12 protein-coding genes are annotated in these 14,384 nt (G+C 61.6%); 2 read left to right on the forward strand and 10 right to left on the reverse strand.

The genetic code is table 11. The annotated features are described in order from the left end of the window. Positions 1–2 precede the first annotated feature (2 nt). The gene (locus NCT03_RS13985; protein WP_370652049.1) at positions 3–1,523 is read left to right on the forward strand and encodes a sensor histidine kinase; all 1,521 of its coding nucleotides are present in this window, start codon (positions 3–5) and stop codon (positions 1,521–1,523) included. 54 nt (positions 1,524–1,577) lie between these two features. Here the strand turns inward: NCT03_RS13985 and NCT03_RS13990 are convergent, their stop codons facing one another. The 8 genes from NCT03_RS13990 to NCT03_RS14025 all read right to left on the reverse strand — a co-directional run bounded on the left by NCT03_RS13990 (position 1,578) and on the right by NCT03_RS14025 (position 11,824). Next, positions 1,578–2,027 (reverse strand): SET domain-containing protein, encoded by a 450-nt coding sequence (locus NCT03_RS13990; protein ID WP_244826630.1) that lies wholly within the window; start codon positions 2,025–2,027, stop codon positions 1,578–1,580. A 217-nt stretch (positions 2,028–2,244) separates the two neighbouring features. Continuing rightward, the gene (locus NCT03_RS13995) at positions 2,245–3,357 is read right to left on the reverse strand and encodes an NADH:flavin oxidoreductase/NADH oxidase (RefSeq protein ID WP_250492846.1); all 1,113 of its coding nucleotides are present in this window, start codon (positions 3,355–3,357) and stop codon (positions 2,245–2,247) included. A 101-nt stretch (positions 3,358–3,458) separates the two neighbouring features. Further along, complete coding sequence (locus tag NCT03_RS14000) at positions 3,459–4,187, reverse strand: glutamine amidotransferase (protein WP_250492847.1); 729 nt, start codon at positions 4,185–4,187, stop codon at positions 3,459–3,461. 145 nt (positions 4,188–4,332) lie between these two features. After that, positions 4,333–4,977 (reverse strand): MarR family winged helix-turn-helix transcriptional regulator, encoded by a 645-nt coding sequence (locus tag NCT03_RS14005; RefSeq protein ID WP_244826633.1) that lies wholly within the window; start codon positions 4,975–4,977, stop codon positions 4,333–4,335. An 803-nt stretch (positions 4,978–5,780) separates the two neighbouring features. Then, positions 5,781–6,896 carry a YbdK family carboxylate-amine ligase gene (locus tag NCT03_RS14010; RefSeq protein ID WP_244826634.1) on the reverse strand — a complete coding sequence of 372 codons (1,116 nt, stop codon included), beginning with the start codon at positions 6,894–6,896 and terminating at the stop codon, positions 5,781–5,783. 44 nt (positions 6,897–6,940) lie between these two features. After that, positions 6,941–8,143 (reverse strand): cation:proton antiporter, encoded by a 1,203-nt coding sequence (locus NCT03_RS14015; protein WP_250466215.1) that lies wholly within the window; start codon positions 8,141–8,143, stop codon positions 6,941–6,943. Between the two features lie 783 nt (positions 8,144–8,926). Continuing rightward, complete coding sequence (gene mnmC / locus NCT03_RS14020; RefSeq protein WP_250492848.1) at positions 8,927–10,732, reverse strand: bifunctional tRNA (5-methylaminomethyl-2-thiouridine)(34)-methyltransferase MnmC2/FAD-dependent 5-carboxymethylaminomethyl-2-thiouridine(34) oxidoreductase MnmC1; 1,806 nt, start codon at positions 10,730–10,732, stop codon at positions 8,927–8,929. 66 nt (positions 10,733–10,798) lie between these two features. Then, positions 10,799–11,824, reverse strand: a complete 1,026-nt coding sequence (locus NCT03_RS14025; RefSeq protein WP_250492849.1) for a DedA family protein/thiosulfate sulfurtransferase GlpE — start codon at positions 11,822–11,824, stop codon at positions 10,799–10,801. A 299-nt stretch (positions 11,825–12,123) separates the two neighbouring features. On the opposite strand from NCT03_RS14025, the gene NCT03_RS14030 reads away from it, so the two are divergent. Next, entirely contained in the window at positions 12,124–12,402 is a 279-nt protein-coding gene (locus NCT03_RS14030) for an HU family DNA-binding protein (protein ID WP_008352404.1), read from the forward strand. A gap of 144 nt (positions 12,403–12,546) precedes the next feature. On the opposite strand, the gene NCT03_RS14035 is transcribed toward NCT03_RS14030, so the two are convergent. Then, positions 12,547–13,755 carry a GTP-binding protein gene (locus NCT03_RS14035; RefSeq protein ID WP_250492850.1) on the reverse strand — a complete coding sequence of 403 codons (1,209 nt, stop codon included), beginning with the start codon at positions 13,753–13,755 and terminating at the stop codon, positions 12,547–12,549. A gap of 182 nt (positions 13,756–13,937) precedes the next feature. Then, positions 13,938–14,384 (reverse strand): lytic transglycosylase domain-containing protein, encoded by a 447-nt coding sequence (locus tag NCT03_RS14040; RefSeq protein ID WP_250492851.1) that lies wholly within the window; start codon positions 14,382–14,384, stop codon positions 13,938–13,940.

Here is a 14,384-nt window from a genome sequence, read left to right on the forward strand (position 1 = left end):
GTTTGCGACTTCCCACCCGGCGCGCGGGCGATCAGCGTTTCGCCCGCGAAGATTGGCTCGATCTGGCGCGATCTAAGGCCACCGAAGTTCCCGCGTCACCGAGCCTGCGGCGCACGCTGTTGCGCCGCCTGGCCGCGCCGCTGTCCCTGCTCGCGCTGATGAGCGGCCTGATGGCGTACTGGCTCGCGTGGCAGTACACGCAGCACGTGGTGGACCGTTCTCTCGCGGATCTCGCCACCGCCATCTCCAAGCAGATTCAGCTCGCGGGCGTCGATGCCCCCGTCACCGTTCCGCCGCTCGCCCAGGCGATGTTCTCCGATCCGGTGGAGCAACTCGTCTATCGCATCAGCACGGGCGACCAGGAAATTGCCGGCGAGCCCGATCTGCCGCTGACCGGCACCGCCGTGCGGCGCATCCACTATGCATACGTTTTCGAAACGCACTATCAGGGCGTGAGCGTGCGCGCCGCGCAAGTGCGCGTGCCGCAGCCGACGGGCAATCCTATCGTCGTCGAAGTGGCGCAGCGCGTGGGCTCGCGCTACAGAATCGCGGTGGAGTTTCTCTTCGCGATCATGATGCCGCTGCTGCTTTTGCTGCTCGCAGGCTGGGTGATCGTATGGCGCGTGGTGAATCAGCAATTGAACCCGCTCACCGATCTCGCCGACACGCTCAACCAGCAGACCCACATCTCGCTCGAACCCGTCGACGAAACCTTCGTGCCAAGCGAAATCCGTCCGCTCACGAGCGCCATGAACGGCTTGCTCGTGCGTCTTCAGGCCGCGCTCGATGCACAACGCAAATTCATCGCCGATGCCGCGCACCAATTGCGCACGCCGCTTACCGCCGTCAAGCTGCACGCGGAGCAAGCGCTTAGTTCGCGCGATCCGGCGAAGGCCATCGAAGCGGTGAAGGAACTGCGCGCATCGGCGGATCGCGCGGTGCGTTTGTCGAATCAACTGCTTTCGCTCGCGCGCGCCGAACCGGGCGAGCAAGCCGCGCGTTTCACCGACTTCGATCTCGCCACGCTCGCGTTCGAAACCGGCGCGGAATGGGTGCCGCGCGCGTTGTCGGCGGGCGTGGATTTGGGCTTTCAGCGTCTCGACGACCCCGACAACGAACACCCGATGATGGCGCGCGGCAATATCGTGCTGACGCGCGAGGTGATCGCGAATCTCATCGACAACGCGCTCAAGTATGTGCCGCCGTCGCGTCATGAAGGTTCGCGCATCACGCTGACCATCGGCGACTGGCACGATGCGCAAGGCAAGCGTTTCGGCGAGGTGGTCATCGAGGACAACGGTCCCGGTGTGCCGCCGGATCAGCAACCCGATCTCTTCAAGCGCTTCTTCCGTGGCGACGGTCAGATGGTGGAAGGCGGCGCGGGACTCGGGCTCGCCATCGTTCACGACATCATCTCGCTGCACGGCGGCACGGTGCATTACGAAGACGCTCCGGAAGGCGGCGCGCGCTTCATCGTGCGTATGCCGCTCAAGGACGGCGCGGCGCCAGCCGCCGCAAAATAAAAAGCCACGGCATGATTCCATGCAGTGGCTTCTTTACCATCGCGTTGCAAGCGCCTATTTCTTCAGCGCGAGCATGGTTCCGCGACACTTCTTCGCGCCGCAACGGCACTCGTATTCTTTCTTGAGCTTCTTCGTGATGCGGCCTTCGATCACGAGGCCGTAGTCGTAATTGAGCTCTTCTTCCGGCTCGATGTCGCGCAGGGCGTGGATGAACACGCGCCCTTCCACTTCCTCGGCTTCGCAATTCGGCTTGCACGAATGATTGATGTACTTCGCGCTGTTGCCGTCGATCTTGCCGTCGATCACGCTGCCGTCGTCGAGCGCGAAGTAGAACGTGTGATTCGGCTCATCCGGATTGTGCGGATGCCGGCGCAGCGCTTCCTTCCACGAGATACGCTCGCCCTTGTATTCCATCACCTGCTCACCCGCCGCGATGTGCTTCACGGCGAATACGCCCTTGCCATGTACTCCCGAGCGGCGGACGGTGATCCTGCGTGAACTCATCGAACGAATCCTTAATAAACGAGGTGTGGGGTTGGCTTCATGTCCACTTCGTCTTGGATCGTCTCGACGAAAGCGGATAAAAAAAACGCGGTGGCCGCTGAGGCGCCGCGTTGGCATGGTTGAACGTGCTGTTCAACTCAATCGTCATCGTACACTCCCGGGCCGCTGTCGAACAACTGGCCCGTGAGTATCCGTGGGTATCGACTGATGATGTTGGTTAGCGCTGGCCGAACGCCACGTCGCCGAACAGGTTCTTCAGTTCGCGCGGCTGCGAGCGCCAGTATTGCGGCGGCGCCGTGACGGTCGCGCCGAGCTCGGCGGCGGCGTGCCACGCCCAGCGTGGATCGTACAGCGCGGCCCGCGCGATGGCGACGAAGTCCGCCTTGCCGCTACCAACGATAGCTTCGGCTTGCTGCGGCTCCGTGATGAGACCGACCGCGATGGTCGTCACGCCCGTGGCTTCCTTGACCGCCTGCGCGTACGGCACCTGATAGCCCGGCCCGAGCGTGATCTTCTGCAGCGGCGATACGCCGCCCGACGAGACATCGATCCAGTCGACATCGCGCTTCTTCAGTTCCGCCGCGAACGCGATCGTGTCCTCGATGGTCCAGCCGCCCTCGACCCAATCCGTCGCGGACACGCGCACGCCGACGGGCTTGTCGGCGGGAAACGCGGCGCGCACGGCCTCGAAAATCTCGAGCGGATAACGCATGCGATTTTCGAGCGAACCGCCGTATTCGTCGGTGCGCTGATTGGCGAGCGGCGACAGAAACTGATGCAGCAGATAACCATGCGCCGCATGCACTTCGATGCCGTCGATACCAAGCCGCGCCGCCCGTTTCGCCGATGCGACGAACGCTTCCTTCACGCGAATGAGGCCGGCCGCATCGAGCGCGAGCGGCGGCGTCTCGCCTTCCTTGTGCGGAATGGCCGAAGGAGCGTGCGTCATCCAGCCGCCGTCGGCAACCCGGATCAGCTGGCCGCCATCCCACGGCTTGTTGCTCGACGCCTTGCGGCCCGCGTGCGCGAGCTGCATGGTCACGGCGATATCCGAATACTGGCGGATGGCCGCGAGGACCGGACGCAGCGCGGCTTCGGTCGCGTCGTCCCAGAGACCGAGATCGCCGGGCGTGATGCGGCCGTCAGGCTCGACCGCGGTCGCCTCGATGACGAGCATGCCCGCGCCCGAGAGCGCGAGTTGGCCCAGATGGATCATGTGCCACGCAGTGGCCTCGCCGCGTTCGGCGGAGTACTGGCACATCGGCGAAATGACGATGCGATTGGGAAGCTGAAGGCTGCGTAAGGTCTTGGGAGTGAAAAGCGCGCTCATGTCGAAGGCTCGGTGAGAAAAGATGCGATCGAGAATAGCATCGGGATTTCTTCCGTGCAGGATGCATGCGGTGCCACCCGCCGCAATTCGCGCCTTGACCTTCAGCCCTGACGTTCGGTGCAGGGAAACTTGTCGAGCCATTCGTGGAATATGGCGCGCGCCGCACGTTCGAGCGCGGGACCGTGGCGCGCCGTCTCTTCACGCAGCGTGACGGCCGTGGCGCCGCTCCTGGCGATATCCGCGGGATAGGTGACGAGCCAGCTCTCGAACCGGTCTGGCAGCACTTCGGGATGGCACTGCAGCGCAAGCACATGCTCGCCCCACGAGAACGCCTGATGCGCGCAAGCTTCCGTCGATGCAAGCAAGCTCGCGCCCTGCGGCAAATCGAAGGTGTCGCCGTGCCAGTGAAATACGGGAATGGGTTTGCCGTCAGCTTCGAGATGACGCAGCGGCGACGCGCTCCCGGCGTCGGTCAGCGCAAGCGGCGACCAGCCGAGCTCCAGCTTTCCCGACGAATACACGCGCGCGCCGAGAGCACGCGCGATCAGTTGCGAGCCAAGACAGATGCCGATGGTCGGCAAGCCCGCCGCAATGCGCTTTTCGAGCATCGACAAAAGCGGAGCCAGATGCGGATACTGCGCATCGTCGTAGGCGCCGATCGGCCCGCCGAGCACGACCATGAGCGATGCATCGAGCGGATCGGGCGCGTCTATGCGTCCGCGGCCCACGTCGAGATAACGCACGAGATGGCCGCGGTCGCCGAGGACCAGTTCGAGGCTGCCCAGATCTTCGAAATAGACGTGGCGAATCGCCAGGACTTCATGTTTCATCGGCGGGTTTCCGTGGCTCGGACTGCGGAGTAGAGACGAGCCGCGCCTCGCCAGGAGGCGCGACGCGCACAGTCTAACCGACTCGACGCGGCCTCACAGCGTACCTTTGCACCGATCGACCCGGGTTGTCCCGGGCCGTTGCCGTTCAGGCGATTTGCGCGAAGACCTTCCAGCTCTTCTTCTGCGTGGCGACGTCGGCTTCTTCGTATACCGAACAGTCGAGACGCAGATTGGTATCCGCCATGTCGATCTGAAGCAGTGCGCAATGATGCAGCACCTTCTTCGGATTCTTGCTCGGCTGGAAATGCGCGCACGACAGACACATCCGATGCGCCGGAATCTGCTGTTGTGTTTCGAGCTGGCGGATGGTCTTGAGCAAGCTGCGGTAAAGCGCCGCTTGCTCTTCTTCACGCAATGTGCCGACTGCCTTCGCGAGGAAGTCCGGCCATTGCAGCGCGCGCTTGGCGGCCGTGCGGCCGCGTGCGGTCAGACGCACAGCCAGTGCGCGACCGTCGTCGAGTGCACGGCGCTTTTCGACGAGCCCCTTGCCTTCGAGCGTGCTCACGGCGTCGCTGGTGGTCGCGGCGGTCAGCGCGGTTTCCCGTGCAATCTCGCCGAGGCGCATGGGCCCCTTGCGCTGCATCAGCAGTACGAGAATTTCACCCTGGGTTGGCGTAAGCCCCGCGCCTTCCGCCCATTCCCAGGCCTGGCTGCGCATCGCTGTGCTCAGCCTCAGCAGGCCGTGGGTCACCCGCCCCGTCGCCTGCTCTCCGTATAAACCTTCACTCATGATCTTTCGCTTGTTGTTCCGCTTATGGGTTTTGACGGCATGTTCGCTAACCAACGAACACCACGTCCCCTAAGCCGCCCCAGGAACCTGCTGCCTGTGCACTGCTGTCAGTATTCCAAAGACCGCCTTCAGGTCGTGGTCCCCGCCGTCTCAAAATTCAGGCGTACCAAGCCAATTCGCTTTGCCTGAATGGGGGACATGCAACCCTCTTCGTTATGCGCCATCTTGTCACCAGCCACTTCACCACCCTGCTCGACAATCTTGCTTTGCGTCCAAAGTGACCGGTTGCGGCGCTATGTTTTTGCCGACTATAACGCGCCGTCGGCAACGTCGCCATTCTAAGCGACCTAGAACAAACGTACACCTTAATTATTCACGCAAAACTGTGGATAACCCGTGGAAAAACGTAGCGTTTGGTTGTGAGCGAATTCTCGATAAGCCAAGGCATCTTTCGACCACCCTTTGTCGTATCGTTGGCCGCGCGCATCCATTCAACTTTGATTCACCGCCTTATCGTTTTTCCAATTCGTTGACCTTGCAGCGCTTTTTAACGTTTTCCATAGCGTCGCGCAGCCCTCGTTACCTTCTATTACGTAGGTATACGGACTTCTCACGGGAAACCTTAGAGATGCCGTATCGATTCACGTAACGTTCAGGCAACGAGCTTATTCCTAAGTTCCGCATGCACGCGTTTCATACACAACATAGCGAGACCGAAGTTTCAAAGCACGAAGGCCGTTTCGACTTTCATCGAAACGGCCTTTCGTCTTGATTCTCACTTCAACGCGTGTGTAAGGGCAGCGTCATGCGCGCCATTGCAGGCATTGCTGACGTACGGCTTCATGGAGCGACTTCTCTTTGTCGAATACACCGCGCAACCAAGTGGCGTCATTCATGCCACCGCGTGCAATGTCCGCGATCTGCGCGAGCGCCGCTTGCGAACCCAATGCTTCGGCATGCGGTGCAAGTACATCCAGCGTTGCGAGAATATCTTCGCCGATGGTGTGCCGCTCACCCGACTGCGGATGCACGCAAGTGCCTTCCAGACCGAAGCGGCAAGCTTCGAAACGATTGAATGTGTAGACGAGGTAATCGTCTTCTTGCGGCGTAAGCGGTTTATCGAGCAGCAAATACCGCGACAACGTTTGTATATAGCAAGCAATCGCCGCAGCGCGATCGACAGAAAGTGGCGTATCCATCACGCGAACCTCGATGGTGCCGAAACCCGGCTTCGGCCGGATATCCCAGTAGAAGTCCTTCATGCTGTTCACGACGCCCGTGTGCACCATCTTCGAAAAGTATTCCTCGAAGCTGTCCCACGTGAGGACAAATGGCGCGCGTCCGGAAAGCGGGAACGCGAATACTGAATTAAGCCGTGCCGAATGGAAGCCGGTATCGACACCCTGGATATACGGCGACGATGCCGAAAGCGCTATGAAGTGCGGAATATAGCGCGACATCGAATGCAACAGGAACAGCGCGCTATTCGGGTCCGGGCAGCCGATATGCACGTGCTGGCCAAACACCGTGAATTGCTTGGCCAGGTAGCCGTAGAGTTCGGAGATGTACTGGAAGCGCGGCGCGTCGTAAATTTGCCGGTCGCTCCATTGCTGAAAAGCATGCGTGCCGCCGCCGGCAAGGCCGACATTGAGTTGATCCGCCGCCGCGACCAGCGTATCGCGAATCTTGCGCAGATCGGTGACGGCCTGTTCATGCGTCGTGCAGATGCCGGTCGAAAGCTCGATCATGCTTTCGGTGATTTCCGGCGTGATGTTGCCCGGAATCTCTTCGTCCTTGATGAGACGCATGAGGTCCGACGCGGCGCGGGTCAGATCGTAGTCGTGCGTATTGACGACCTGGATCTCAAGCTCCACGCCGAAGGTGAACGGCTCGGAGTCGATAAATGGTTCGAGTGCCATGACGCCTCTAAAAAATTCAATGCCCGTGCGGTGCGGTGCGGCGCCTATTCGCGCCGCTCGCCCACCGCCGACAGGCTACGGTACACCAGGAACGGCGACACGATTTGCAGCACGACGATCGAGCACATGACGATCGCACGAAGCGTCGGGTCGTAGCTCGGATAAAGCACGTACATGTCGTCGACGAGCAGGTAGGCAAGCGCGGACATCGGCGTGAGCGCGACGCCCAACGCCGCGCCCTGCTTCCAGTCGAGGCCGCTCGGCTTTGCAAAAATCATCACGCCGGCCAGCTTGCCGATGAAGCGCGCGACGATCAGCGCGAGCGCCGCTACACCGCCAAGCGCGATATCGCGCCATTCGAATGACGTCAGTGTCAGCGCAAAAAGAATGACGGTCAGCAGCCATCCAGCGGAACCGAAATGCGTAGGCCAGAGTTGCGGCTTTTCATCAGCGTTCTTAACGATGATGCCTGCTGCAAGCAGCGCAAGAATGATCGACAGTTTGAAGATATGCGCGATCGCGATAGCCAGCAGCACGAGACCGAACAACGCGACGAAGGAGTGCTCGTCGTTCGCATTCAGACGCCGATACAGCAGGTTGCATGCACGCGCGAGCAGGAAGGCCAGCACGAGCGAACCGATCAGCAGATAAAGCGGCTGCAGAATGGTTGCAAACGCATTGCCGTAAATTTCCTGATGCAACACGCCGGCCGCGAGTTTTTCGACGATCACCGCGTACATGCTGTTCAACGCGGTCAACGTGAGAAGACGCTGCGTAACCTGTCCTTCGGCGCGCAATTCGGTCTTCAATTGGATGACCATTGCGGGCGACGTCGCCATGGCGATGGCCGCGATGACGATCGAAGGCATTGTCGGCACGTTGCATAACATCAACGCAATCAGCACGAAGCCGAAGGTAAGCGTGGCTTCGGCGATGCTCGACAGAATCAGATACGGATTGCGGCGGATCCAGCGCAAATCGAGCCGGCCGCCGAGTTCGAAGAGCAATAGCCCGAGCGCGACATCCAGCAGAGGCCGTGAGATGGCGCCTGCGCTGACGTCGATCACACCGAGCCCCGCGTTACCGGCGATCAGCCCGATGACCGCATAGCCCGTGATACGCGGCAGACGCCATGCGCGCCAGAGCAATTCTCCGGCGAGGCCGGCGGTGACGAGCGCAAGACCTGCCCAAAGAATGGCATTGGGTTCGAGCGGCCAGGCGGGCAAAAACGAAAAGGCCGAATTCATCGTGTTTGCTTCTCCTTCGTTGCAGCAGAGGATGCACGTTCTGTTGCGTGACTTTGCGCGCGCGGCGCATCCGAGCGGCTCGCCTGTTCAGGCGAATGAGTTCATTCAAATGAAACGAAAGCGAACGAACACGGCGTCACGGAACCAGCCGTGCACGAATTAGACGACGCACCCGGCTCGCCATCGCGCGGCTTACGACTCGCGCGCATTGAGATGGTGACGGATGCGGGCAAGACAAGCGGCGCTTGCCCGGAGGCGGGCCGACGGCCAGACGACAGCGCGGCCCTGGTTGATCAGATTCGTGGCGCGCGCTCATCGTTCCGTTGAAGCGGTCGCCGTCTGAACGGCGCGACGCGGGAAGAAGCGCGATTGTGCCATACCTCGATGACCGTGACAGGGAAGTCCAGGCTCATGATTTTTATGAAGTAAAAGCGACAGCCGCGCACGCGCGAAGGCGGCAAGGCTGACCGGCGGGCGGTTTTTGGATTCGATTTCCCTCTTCCGATAGCCTCTGTGTCAGGTGTTTACAGGTTTACTGTATATACATGTAGTAGTAGTTAACAAGCACCTGCCTTATCTGTGGATAAGACCAATTTCTCCTTTCCAAACAAGCGATTGTGGAAAGCAGAACGCAGCGGTAAACATGTTCAGGCATGGCGGTCAACTTTGAACAACTTTCGGGACGCTCGGGCACTCGTGCAGGTTGTCCCGTTTACGTGCACAACGAGTCCACAACTCGTTCTTCGGTAAACCCGGGTCTTATCCACAACCCGGCTTGGATAACTACGTTGCGTCGAATTGACCGTGACGCAGCGCTCGCAATAAAAAGCGCGCGGGATCGATCGACTCGGCGAGTTCGCGTTCGATGACCCAAGGTTCGCCTTCGATCTGCGAGACGATGAGTTCCGCGGCGAGCGTCGCCCAGACGAGCCCGCGCGAACCGAAGGCAAACGCGCCATACAAACCCGGCATGCGCGGCAGGTCGAGCGGCCACGCGCCTTTGAGGCGGGCGGCGTCGGCGCGCGCGGCGGCTTCATCGGCGAACTGGCCGATCATCGGCATGCGGTCGCTCGTCACGCAACGGAACGCGACGCGGCCTTGCTTCACATGCGCCGTCGCTTGCAGTGCTGGAAGCATGGCTCCAACGCGCTCGATGTTTTCCCGATGCCCTGCGTCACGAACTTCGATATCGGGATCGTCGATGTCATAGGTCGCGCCGATCAGCGTGCCTCGTTCGCCCAAAGGCACCGCATAACCTTCGCCGATGACGGGAACGCGCAATCCATCGAGCGTGGTGCTGTCCAGGACGCTGAGTTGTCCGCGAACGCTGCTCGTCGTTGCATCATCGAGATGTGCGAGTCGTGCAGCTTCATGCGCGTTCGCCAGCACGAGAATCGGCGCTCGCGCGACCTCCGCGTCGTGCGTGTCGAAGACGCGCCAGTTGTCACCATCACGTTCGATGCGCGCCACTTCCGTGTTCATTCGCGTCGTCAGCGCGGCGCCGGCATCGGCAAGCTGCGCCGCGCAGACCGATGCCGGCGAGATCGCGCCGCCGTGCGGGAAGAACCATCCGCCGCGCGCGACATCCACGCCTGCGATACGCGATGAATCGGCGCTGGATACCGAACTCACGTAGTCGCGCGGATACGCGAAACGGGCGATGGCGTCGGCTATTGCGGCGGCGTCTTCGGGCGTGTCCGCGATTTGCAGCAAGCCATCGCGACTACGTTGCAAGTCGTAAGAGCGCGCTTCGAGCGCTTGCCACTGACTCAGCGCGAACAAAAAGCCCGCACGGGTGAGCCGCGCGGCGACGCTGTCATCGCGCCAGACGATGGGATGAAACACGCCAGCGGGATTGCCCGACGCGTCGCGCGCGGGCAGCGCGTGCCGGTCGATGAGCGTGACATGCCAGCCGCGCGCCGCGAGACGCGATGTCATTGCAGAGCCCGCGAGTCCCGCGCCGATCACGATGGCTTCGCGCGACTGGACAGCGGACGCGCGCGGCGGTTCGTGACGACGCACGCGCCAGCGCGGGGCGAAGCGCGCGCTTCGGTCGTCGGCACACGTGAAACCCGAAGCCTCCAATGCGCGTCGCAACGAGGCGGCGTCCGCGATGTTCGTCGCCGATACGGTTGCATCGTCGCCCGCAAGCCGCGCGATGCCCTTGCACAACCATTGCGGATTGTCGAAGGCGGCGGCGTCGAGATGGAAGGCATCGGCGCGCAGCCACAGTCTCGACAGCATGTCGTTCGCATCGCCGATGGCGAGCGTCAGCACCACGCGCCCTGCATCGAATTCGAGCCGATGCATGCCGGAGACGCGCATCGGCCAGGCGTTTATCAGTGCGTCCGCGAGCGGGTCGCCGTTCTTCGACGGCGCTGCATCGAGCGCATGCAACGGCGCGATGACGACTACATGCAGACGTTCGCAGCGCGCGTTGTCATCACGCCAACGTCGCCAGATGTCGAGAAAGCGGTTGGCGTGCGCGAATTGCGTATCGACGAAAGTAAAGACGCGCCGATGCCGCCAGCGCGCGGGAAGATCGTGCAGCGCGAAAAGCTTGTCCGTAGGCAACGATGATTCGGTCATGCGAAAGGGAAAGGAAATCGAAGGCGTCCGCTATACCGGACGAAGACGGCAAGACTCAAGCATGTACTAGACAGACGGCGCTTTGGCCGCATGCAAGGCGTTGGGCATCGTGCCTTCGAGCGCAATCGGTTCGACCGCGTGACCGGCGGCGCGCCATGCTTCGAGACCGCCGAAGAGCGGCGCGACATCGTCGAAACCATGCGCGATCAGGTCTTTTGCCGCCAACGCCGCGGATACTTCGTTCGGACAATCGCAGTAGGTCACGATCTTGAGATCGCGCTCGATGCCCGCAAGCTGCGCCGCGATGCCGCCATGATCGAGCAGCAGCGCGCCCGGAATGGCATACGGGTCCATCGCGCGACGCTCGCCGCGACGAACATCGATGACGAGCGGCCGTGGTTCCCTCGCAAGCAACGCGCGCAACTCCGCAACCTCGATGCGCGCCATGCGCAGGCGTCGCAACAACGTGACGCGCCGCCACCAGCGCGCGCCGAGATATAGCGCGAGCACGACGACCGCGAATGCCAGGACGCCGCGACCGAGCCAGTCGAGCAGGGCGAGCGCCTTATCGACGAGATCGGCGAACATCGCGCCGAACGTCACGCCGAGTCCCGACCAAAGGACCGCGCCGAGTGCGTCATAAAACAGAAAGGTGCCGAAGCTGACGCCGGTCGCGCCCGCCACGGGAATGGCCAGCGTGGAAAGGCCGGGGATGAACTTGGATACCGCGAGAATACGCACGCCGAAGCGGCCGAAGAAGTCGAGACTGCGGTTCACGCACGTGTCGCGCGAGATGGAAAGCTTGCACAAAACGCCCAGCACGCGGCTGCCATAACGGCGTCCGAGCCAGAACCAGAGGGTGTCGCCGAGCAACGCGGCGGTGCTTGCGACCACCACGATAGCGACGAGCGGCGCGAATGCGGAGGCGGGAAACATGGCCGTGAGACCGCTCTTTCCGAGGCTCGCGGTGACTGCGATGGCGCCCGTCAGAACCAATGTGGGCAAGGCTGGCAGCGGCAGACCGAGGCATTCCAGCAGAACGTTGGCAAAAACCAACGGCAGCCCGTATTCGATGATCAGCTCGCGTAGCATGGACCGCACCCCGGAGTTCTATGCTCAAAAAAACCGCCCGCAAGCCCGGAAAATATAAGGGTAAATCTTTGAAACCCTTGTCCTGATTGGGTTTGCGCTGCGCTATCATACCAAGCGCCGCGTATAGAGGCGGCGCGAGGGCAATGAAGCGAAGCATGGCCGTAGAAGTGGCGCGAAAGAACGCCAGTTCGTCGCAAAGGCGCGCCGGAAGGCCGTCCCTACTCGACTGCACGGCCCGCGCACGTATAATCGGCGCGTTCGCGCTGTTCGTGTCAACCTAAACTGATAAAGGAACCTTAATGAACAAACAGGAATTGATCGACGCCGTAGCCGCTCAGACCGGCGCAAGCAAAGCTCAAACCGGCGAAACGCTGGACACCCTGCTCGAAGTGATCAAGAAGGCTGTCTCGAAAGGTGACGCAGTGCAGTTGATCGGCTTCGGCAGCTTCGGTTCGGGCAAGCGCGCAGCGCGCACCGGCCGTAATCCGAAGACGGGCGAGTCCATCAAGATTCCGGCCGCAAAGACGGTGAAGTTCACGGCTGGCAAGGCATTCAAGGACGCAGTGAACAAGCGGTAAGTTTCTTGCCGATTGTGGCGCTACGCGCTCTTAGCGCGGCGCCTCGGAATCAGGTTAATCCGCGTGCGCGCAGACAGACCGCAGCAACACATAAACCCGCCTTCGGCGGGTTTTTTTTCGCGCGCTCGACTCGTGCGGTTTGGCTTAGTGCGTGTGGCCGTCGCAGCCGCAATCCGGACCGTGCTCGTGATCGTCATCGCCGTGTTCATGCTCGTGATCGTCGATATCCCATGCAGGAAACGGATCGTTCAGATGCCGCCAGCCGTCCGAGCCGAGCAGCCATTCCTCGTCGGTGAGCAGGCATGCATCGAAGTTGGCGTCCCATGCCGCCACGTCGAGATCGAGGCCGATCAGCACCAGCTCTTGCCTGCGATCGCCGACGCTGTTGTCATCCGGGTCACCGAACCATTCCGCGACGATATCCGCTTCGAGCTCGGGATCGTCCGTTGGCCATTCGCTGCGATCCTGCGCCGCCCACCACACGCCCGCCGGACCATGCCGCAGCGTCCCGCCCGCTTGCGACAACGCCCCGCCCACTTCGCTTCTCGTGGCGAGCCAGAAGAATCCCTTGGCGCGCAACACGTCCGTCCATTCGCGATGCAGCAGTTCCCACAGTCTTTGCGGATGAAAAGGCCGGCGCGCGCGATAGACGAGATGCCCGACACCCGACGCATCCGGCTCGCCGTTCGAAGGATGCTCGTCGTTGAGAATCGCGAGCCAGCCAGGCGCGCTTGCCGTGTTGTCCAAATCGAAGCGGTTCGTATCGAGCACGTCGGCTATGGGCGCCTTGCCTGACTGCGTCTGCACCTGAAGCGCGCGCGGATTGAGCGCATGAAGAATGCTCGCGAGCGTTTCGAGCGCCTCTTCGTCGACGAGGTCGATCTTGTTGATCACGATGGCATCGCAGAATTCGATCTGCTCGATGAGCGACTCGACCACCGTCCTGCCTTCGTCGTGCGCGTCATCGTGCGATGCAAGGCCGCGTTGCGCGAGCGAATCCGTCGATGCGTAATCGCGCAGGAAGCTCGCCGCATCGATCACGGTGACGAAGGTATCGAGCACGGCCTGACCGCCGAGCGTCGCTTGCTCGTCGTCGCCGAAAGCAAGTTGCTCCGCGATATCGAGCGGGTTCACGAACGGCGGCAGCTCGACGACGATCGCATCGAATCGCTGCTGTTCGGCAAGCGCTGCGATGTCTCGCTCGATTGCTTCGACCGGGTCCGCTTCGTGAGCGACGCTAACGGCGCCAACGCGCACGCCTTCATCGTTGGCGAGCATGGCATTGACGAGCGCGGACTTTCCCGCGCCGGTGAATCCGGAAATCACGGTGACTGGGAGTGGCGTTGAGTTCATTGCGATGATGACCGGCGAGCGGCATTTGAGAGGCAGGCGGACACGCGGCAAACGGCAAGCCCGCGCACAGGCGAAGCGACACGCCGGACAATGGTCAACGGCGCGCGCTGTCGGAGAAGGGATTTTGCATCAAATGCAGATGAAAGGCGCAAGGACGCAAGCGCCTGAGCGCCGGGCCGAACTTACTTGGAAGCCTGAAGCAACTTCCAGCGACGCAGGATATCGATGATCTGCGAGGAATACTTGTCGCGCAATGCGGGTGTTTCGGAATGGTAAGCACCGACGGCCTGCCACGAATTGCCATACTTGTTCATCTTCTGGCGCAGATGCCATGCGGCCACGTACACGGCCTTGCAGGGTTCCATCAGCGTGCCGCTGGAGATACCGTATTGAGCCAGCGTGTTGAGATGAATCGAGTTGATCTGCATCAGACCGTAGTCGGTCGAGCCGTTGGCGTTCTTGTTGATGGCGTCGGGTTTGTTGTGCGATTCCTGCCAGGCGATGGCGCGCAAGATGAGCGGATTGACCTTTTGATACTTCGCTGCCTCGTCGAAGCAGTCGGCGTGTGCGGAAGCAGCCGCGAGCATCACGCCGCCGGCCATCGCAAGTAATCGCAGGAATCTCTTCAT

The organism is Caballeronia sp. GAWG1-1, from assembly GCF_023631465.1.
Classification (GTDB): domain Bacteria; phylum Pseudomonadota; class Gammaproteobacteria; order Burkholderiales; family Burkholderiaceae; genus Caballeronia.

Coding starts and splice junctions, on each gene's coding strand:
- NCT03_RS14000 (WP_250492847.1), bottom strand. CDS start 4,187: ATGAAACATGAAGTCCTGGCGATTCGCCACGTCTATTTCGAAGATCTG.
- NCT03_RS14005 (WP_244826633.1), bottom strand. CDS start 4,977: ATGAGTGAAGGTTTATACGGAGAGCAGGCGACGGGGCGGGTGACCCAC.
- NCT03_RS14015 (WP_250466215.1), bottom strand. CDS start 8,143: ATGAATTCGGCCTTTTCGTTTTTGCCCGCCTGGCCGCTCGAACCCAAT.
- NCT03_RS13995 (WP_250492846.1), bottom strand. CDS start 3,357: ATGAGCGCGCTTTTCACTCCCAAGACCTTACGCAGCCTTCAGCTTCCC.
- NCT03_RS14035 (WP_250492850.1), bottom strand. CDS start 13,755: ATGAACTCAACGCCACTCCCAGTCACCGTGATTTCCGGATTCACCGGC.
- NCT03_RS14030 (WP_008352404.1), top strand. CDS start 12,124: ATGAACAAACAGGAATTGATCGACGCCGTAGCCGCTCAGACCGGCGCA.
- NCT03_RS13990 (WP_244826630.1), bottom strand. CDS start 2,027: ATGAGTTCACGCAGGATCACCGTCCGCCGCTCGGGAGTACATGGCAAG.
- NCT03_RS14025 (WP_250492849.1), bottom strand. CDS start 11,824: ATGCTACGCGAGCTGATCATCGAATACGGGCTGCCGTTGGTTTTTGCC.
- mnmC (WP_250492848.1), bottom strand. CDS start 10,732: ATGACCGAATCATCGTTGCCTACGGACAAGCTTTTCGCGCTGCACGAT.
- NCT03_RS14040 (WP_250492851.1), bottom strand. CDS start 14,384: ATGAAGAGATTCCTGCGATTACTTGCGATGGCCGGCGGCGTGATGCTC.
- NCT03_RS14010 (WP_244826634.1), bottom strand. CDS start 6,896: ATGGCACTCGAACCATTTATCGACTCCGAGCCGTTCACCTTCGGCGTG.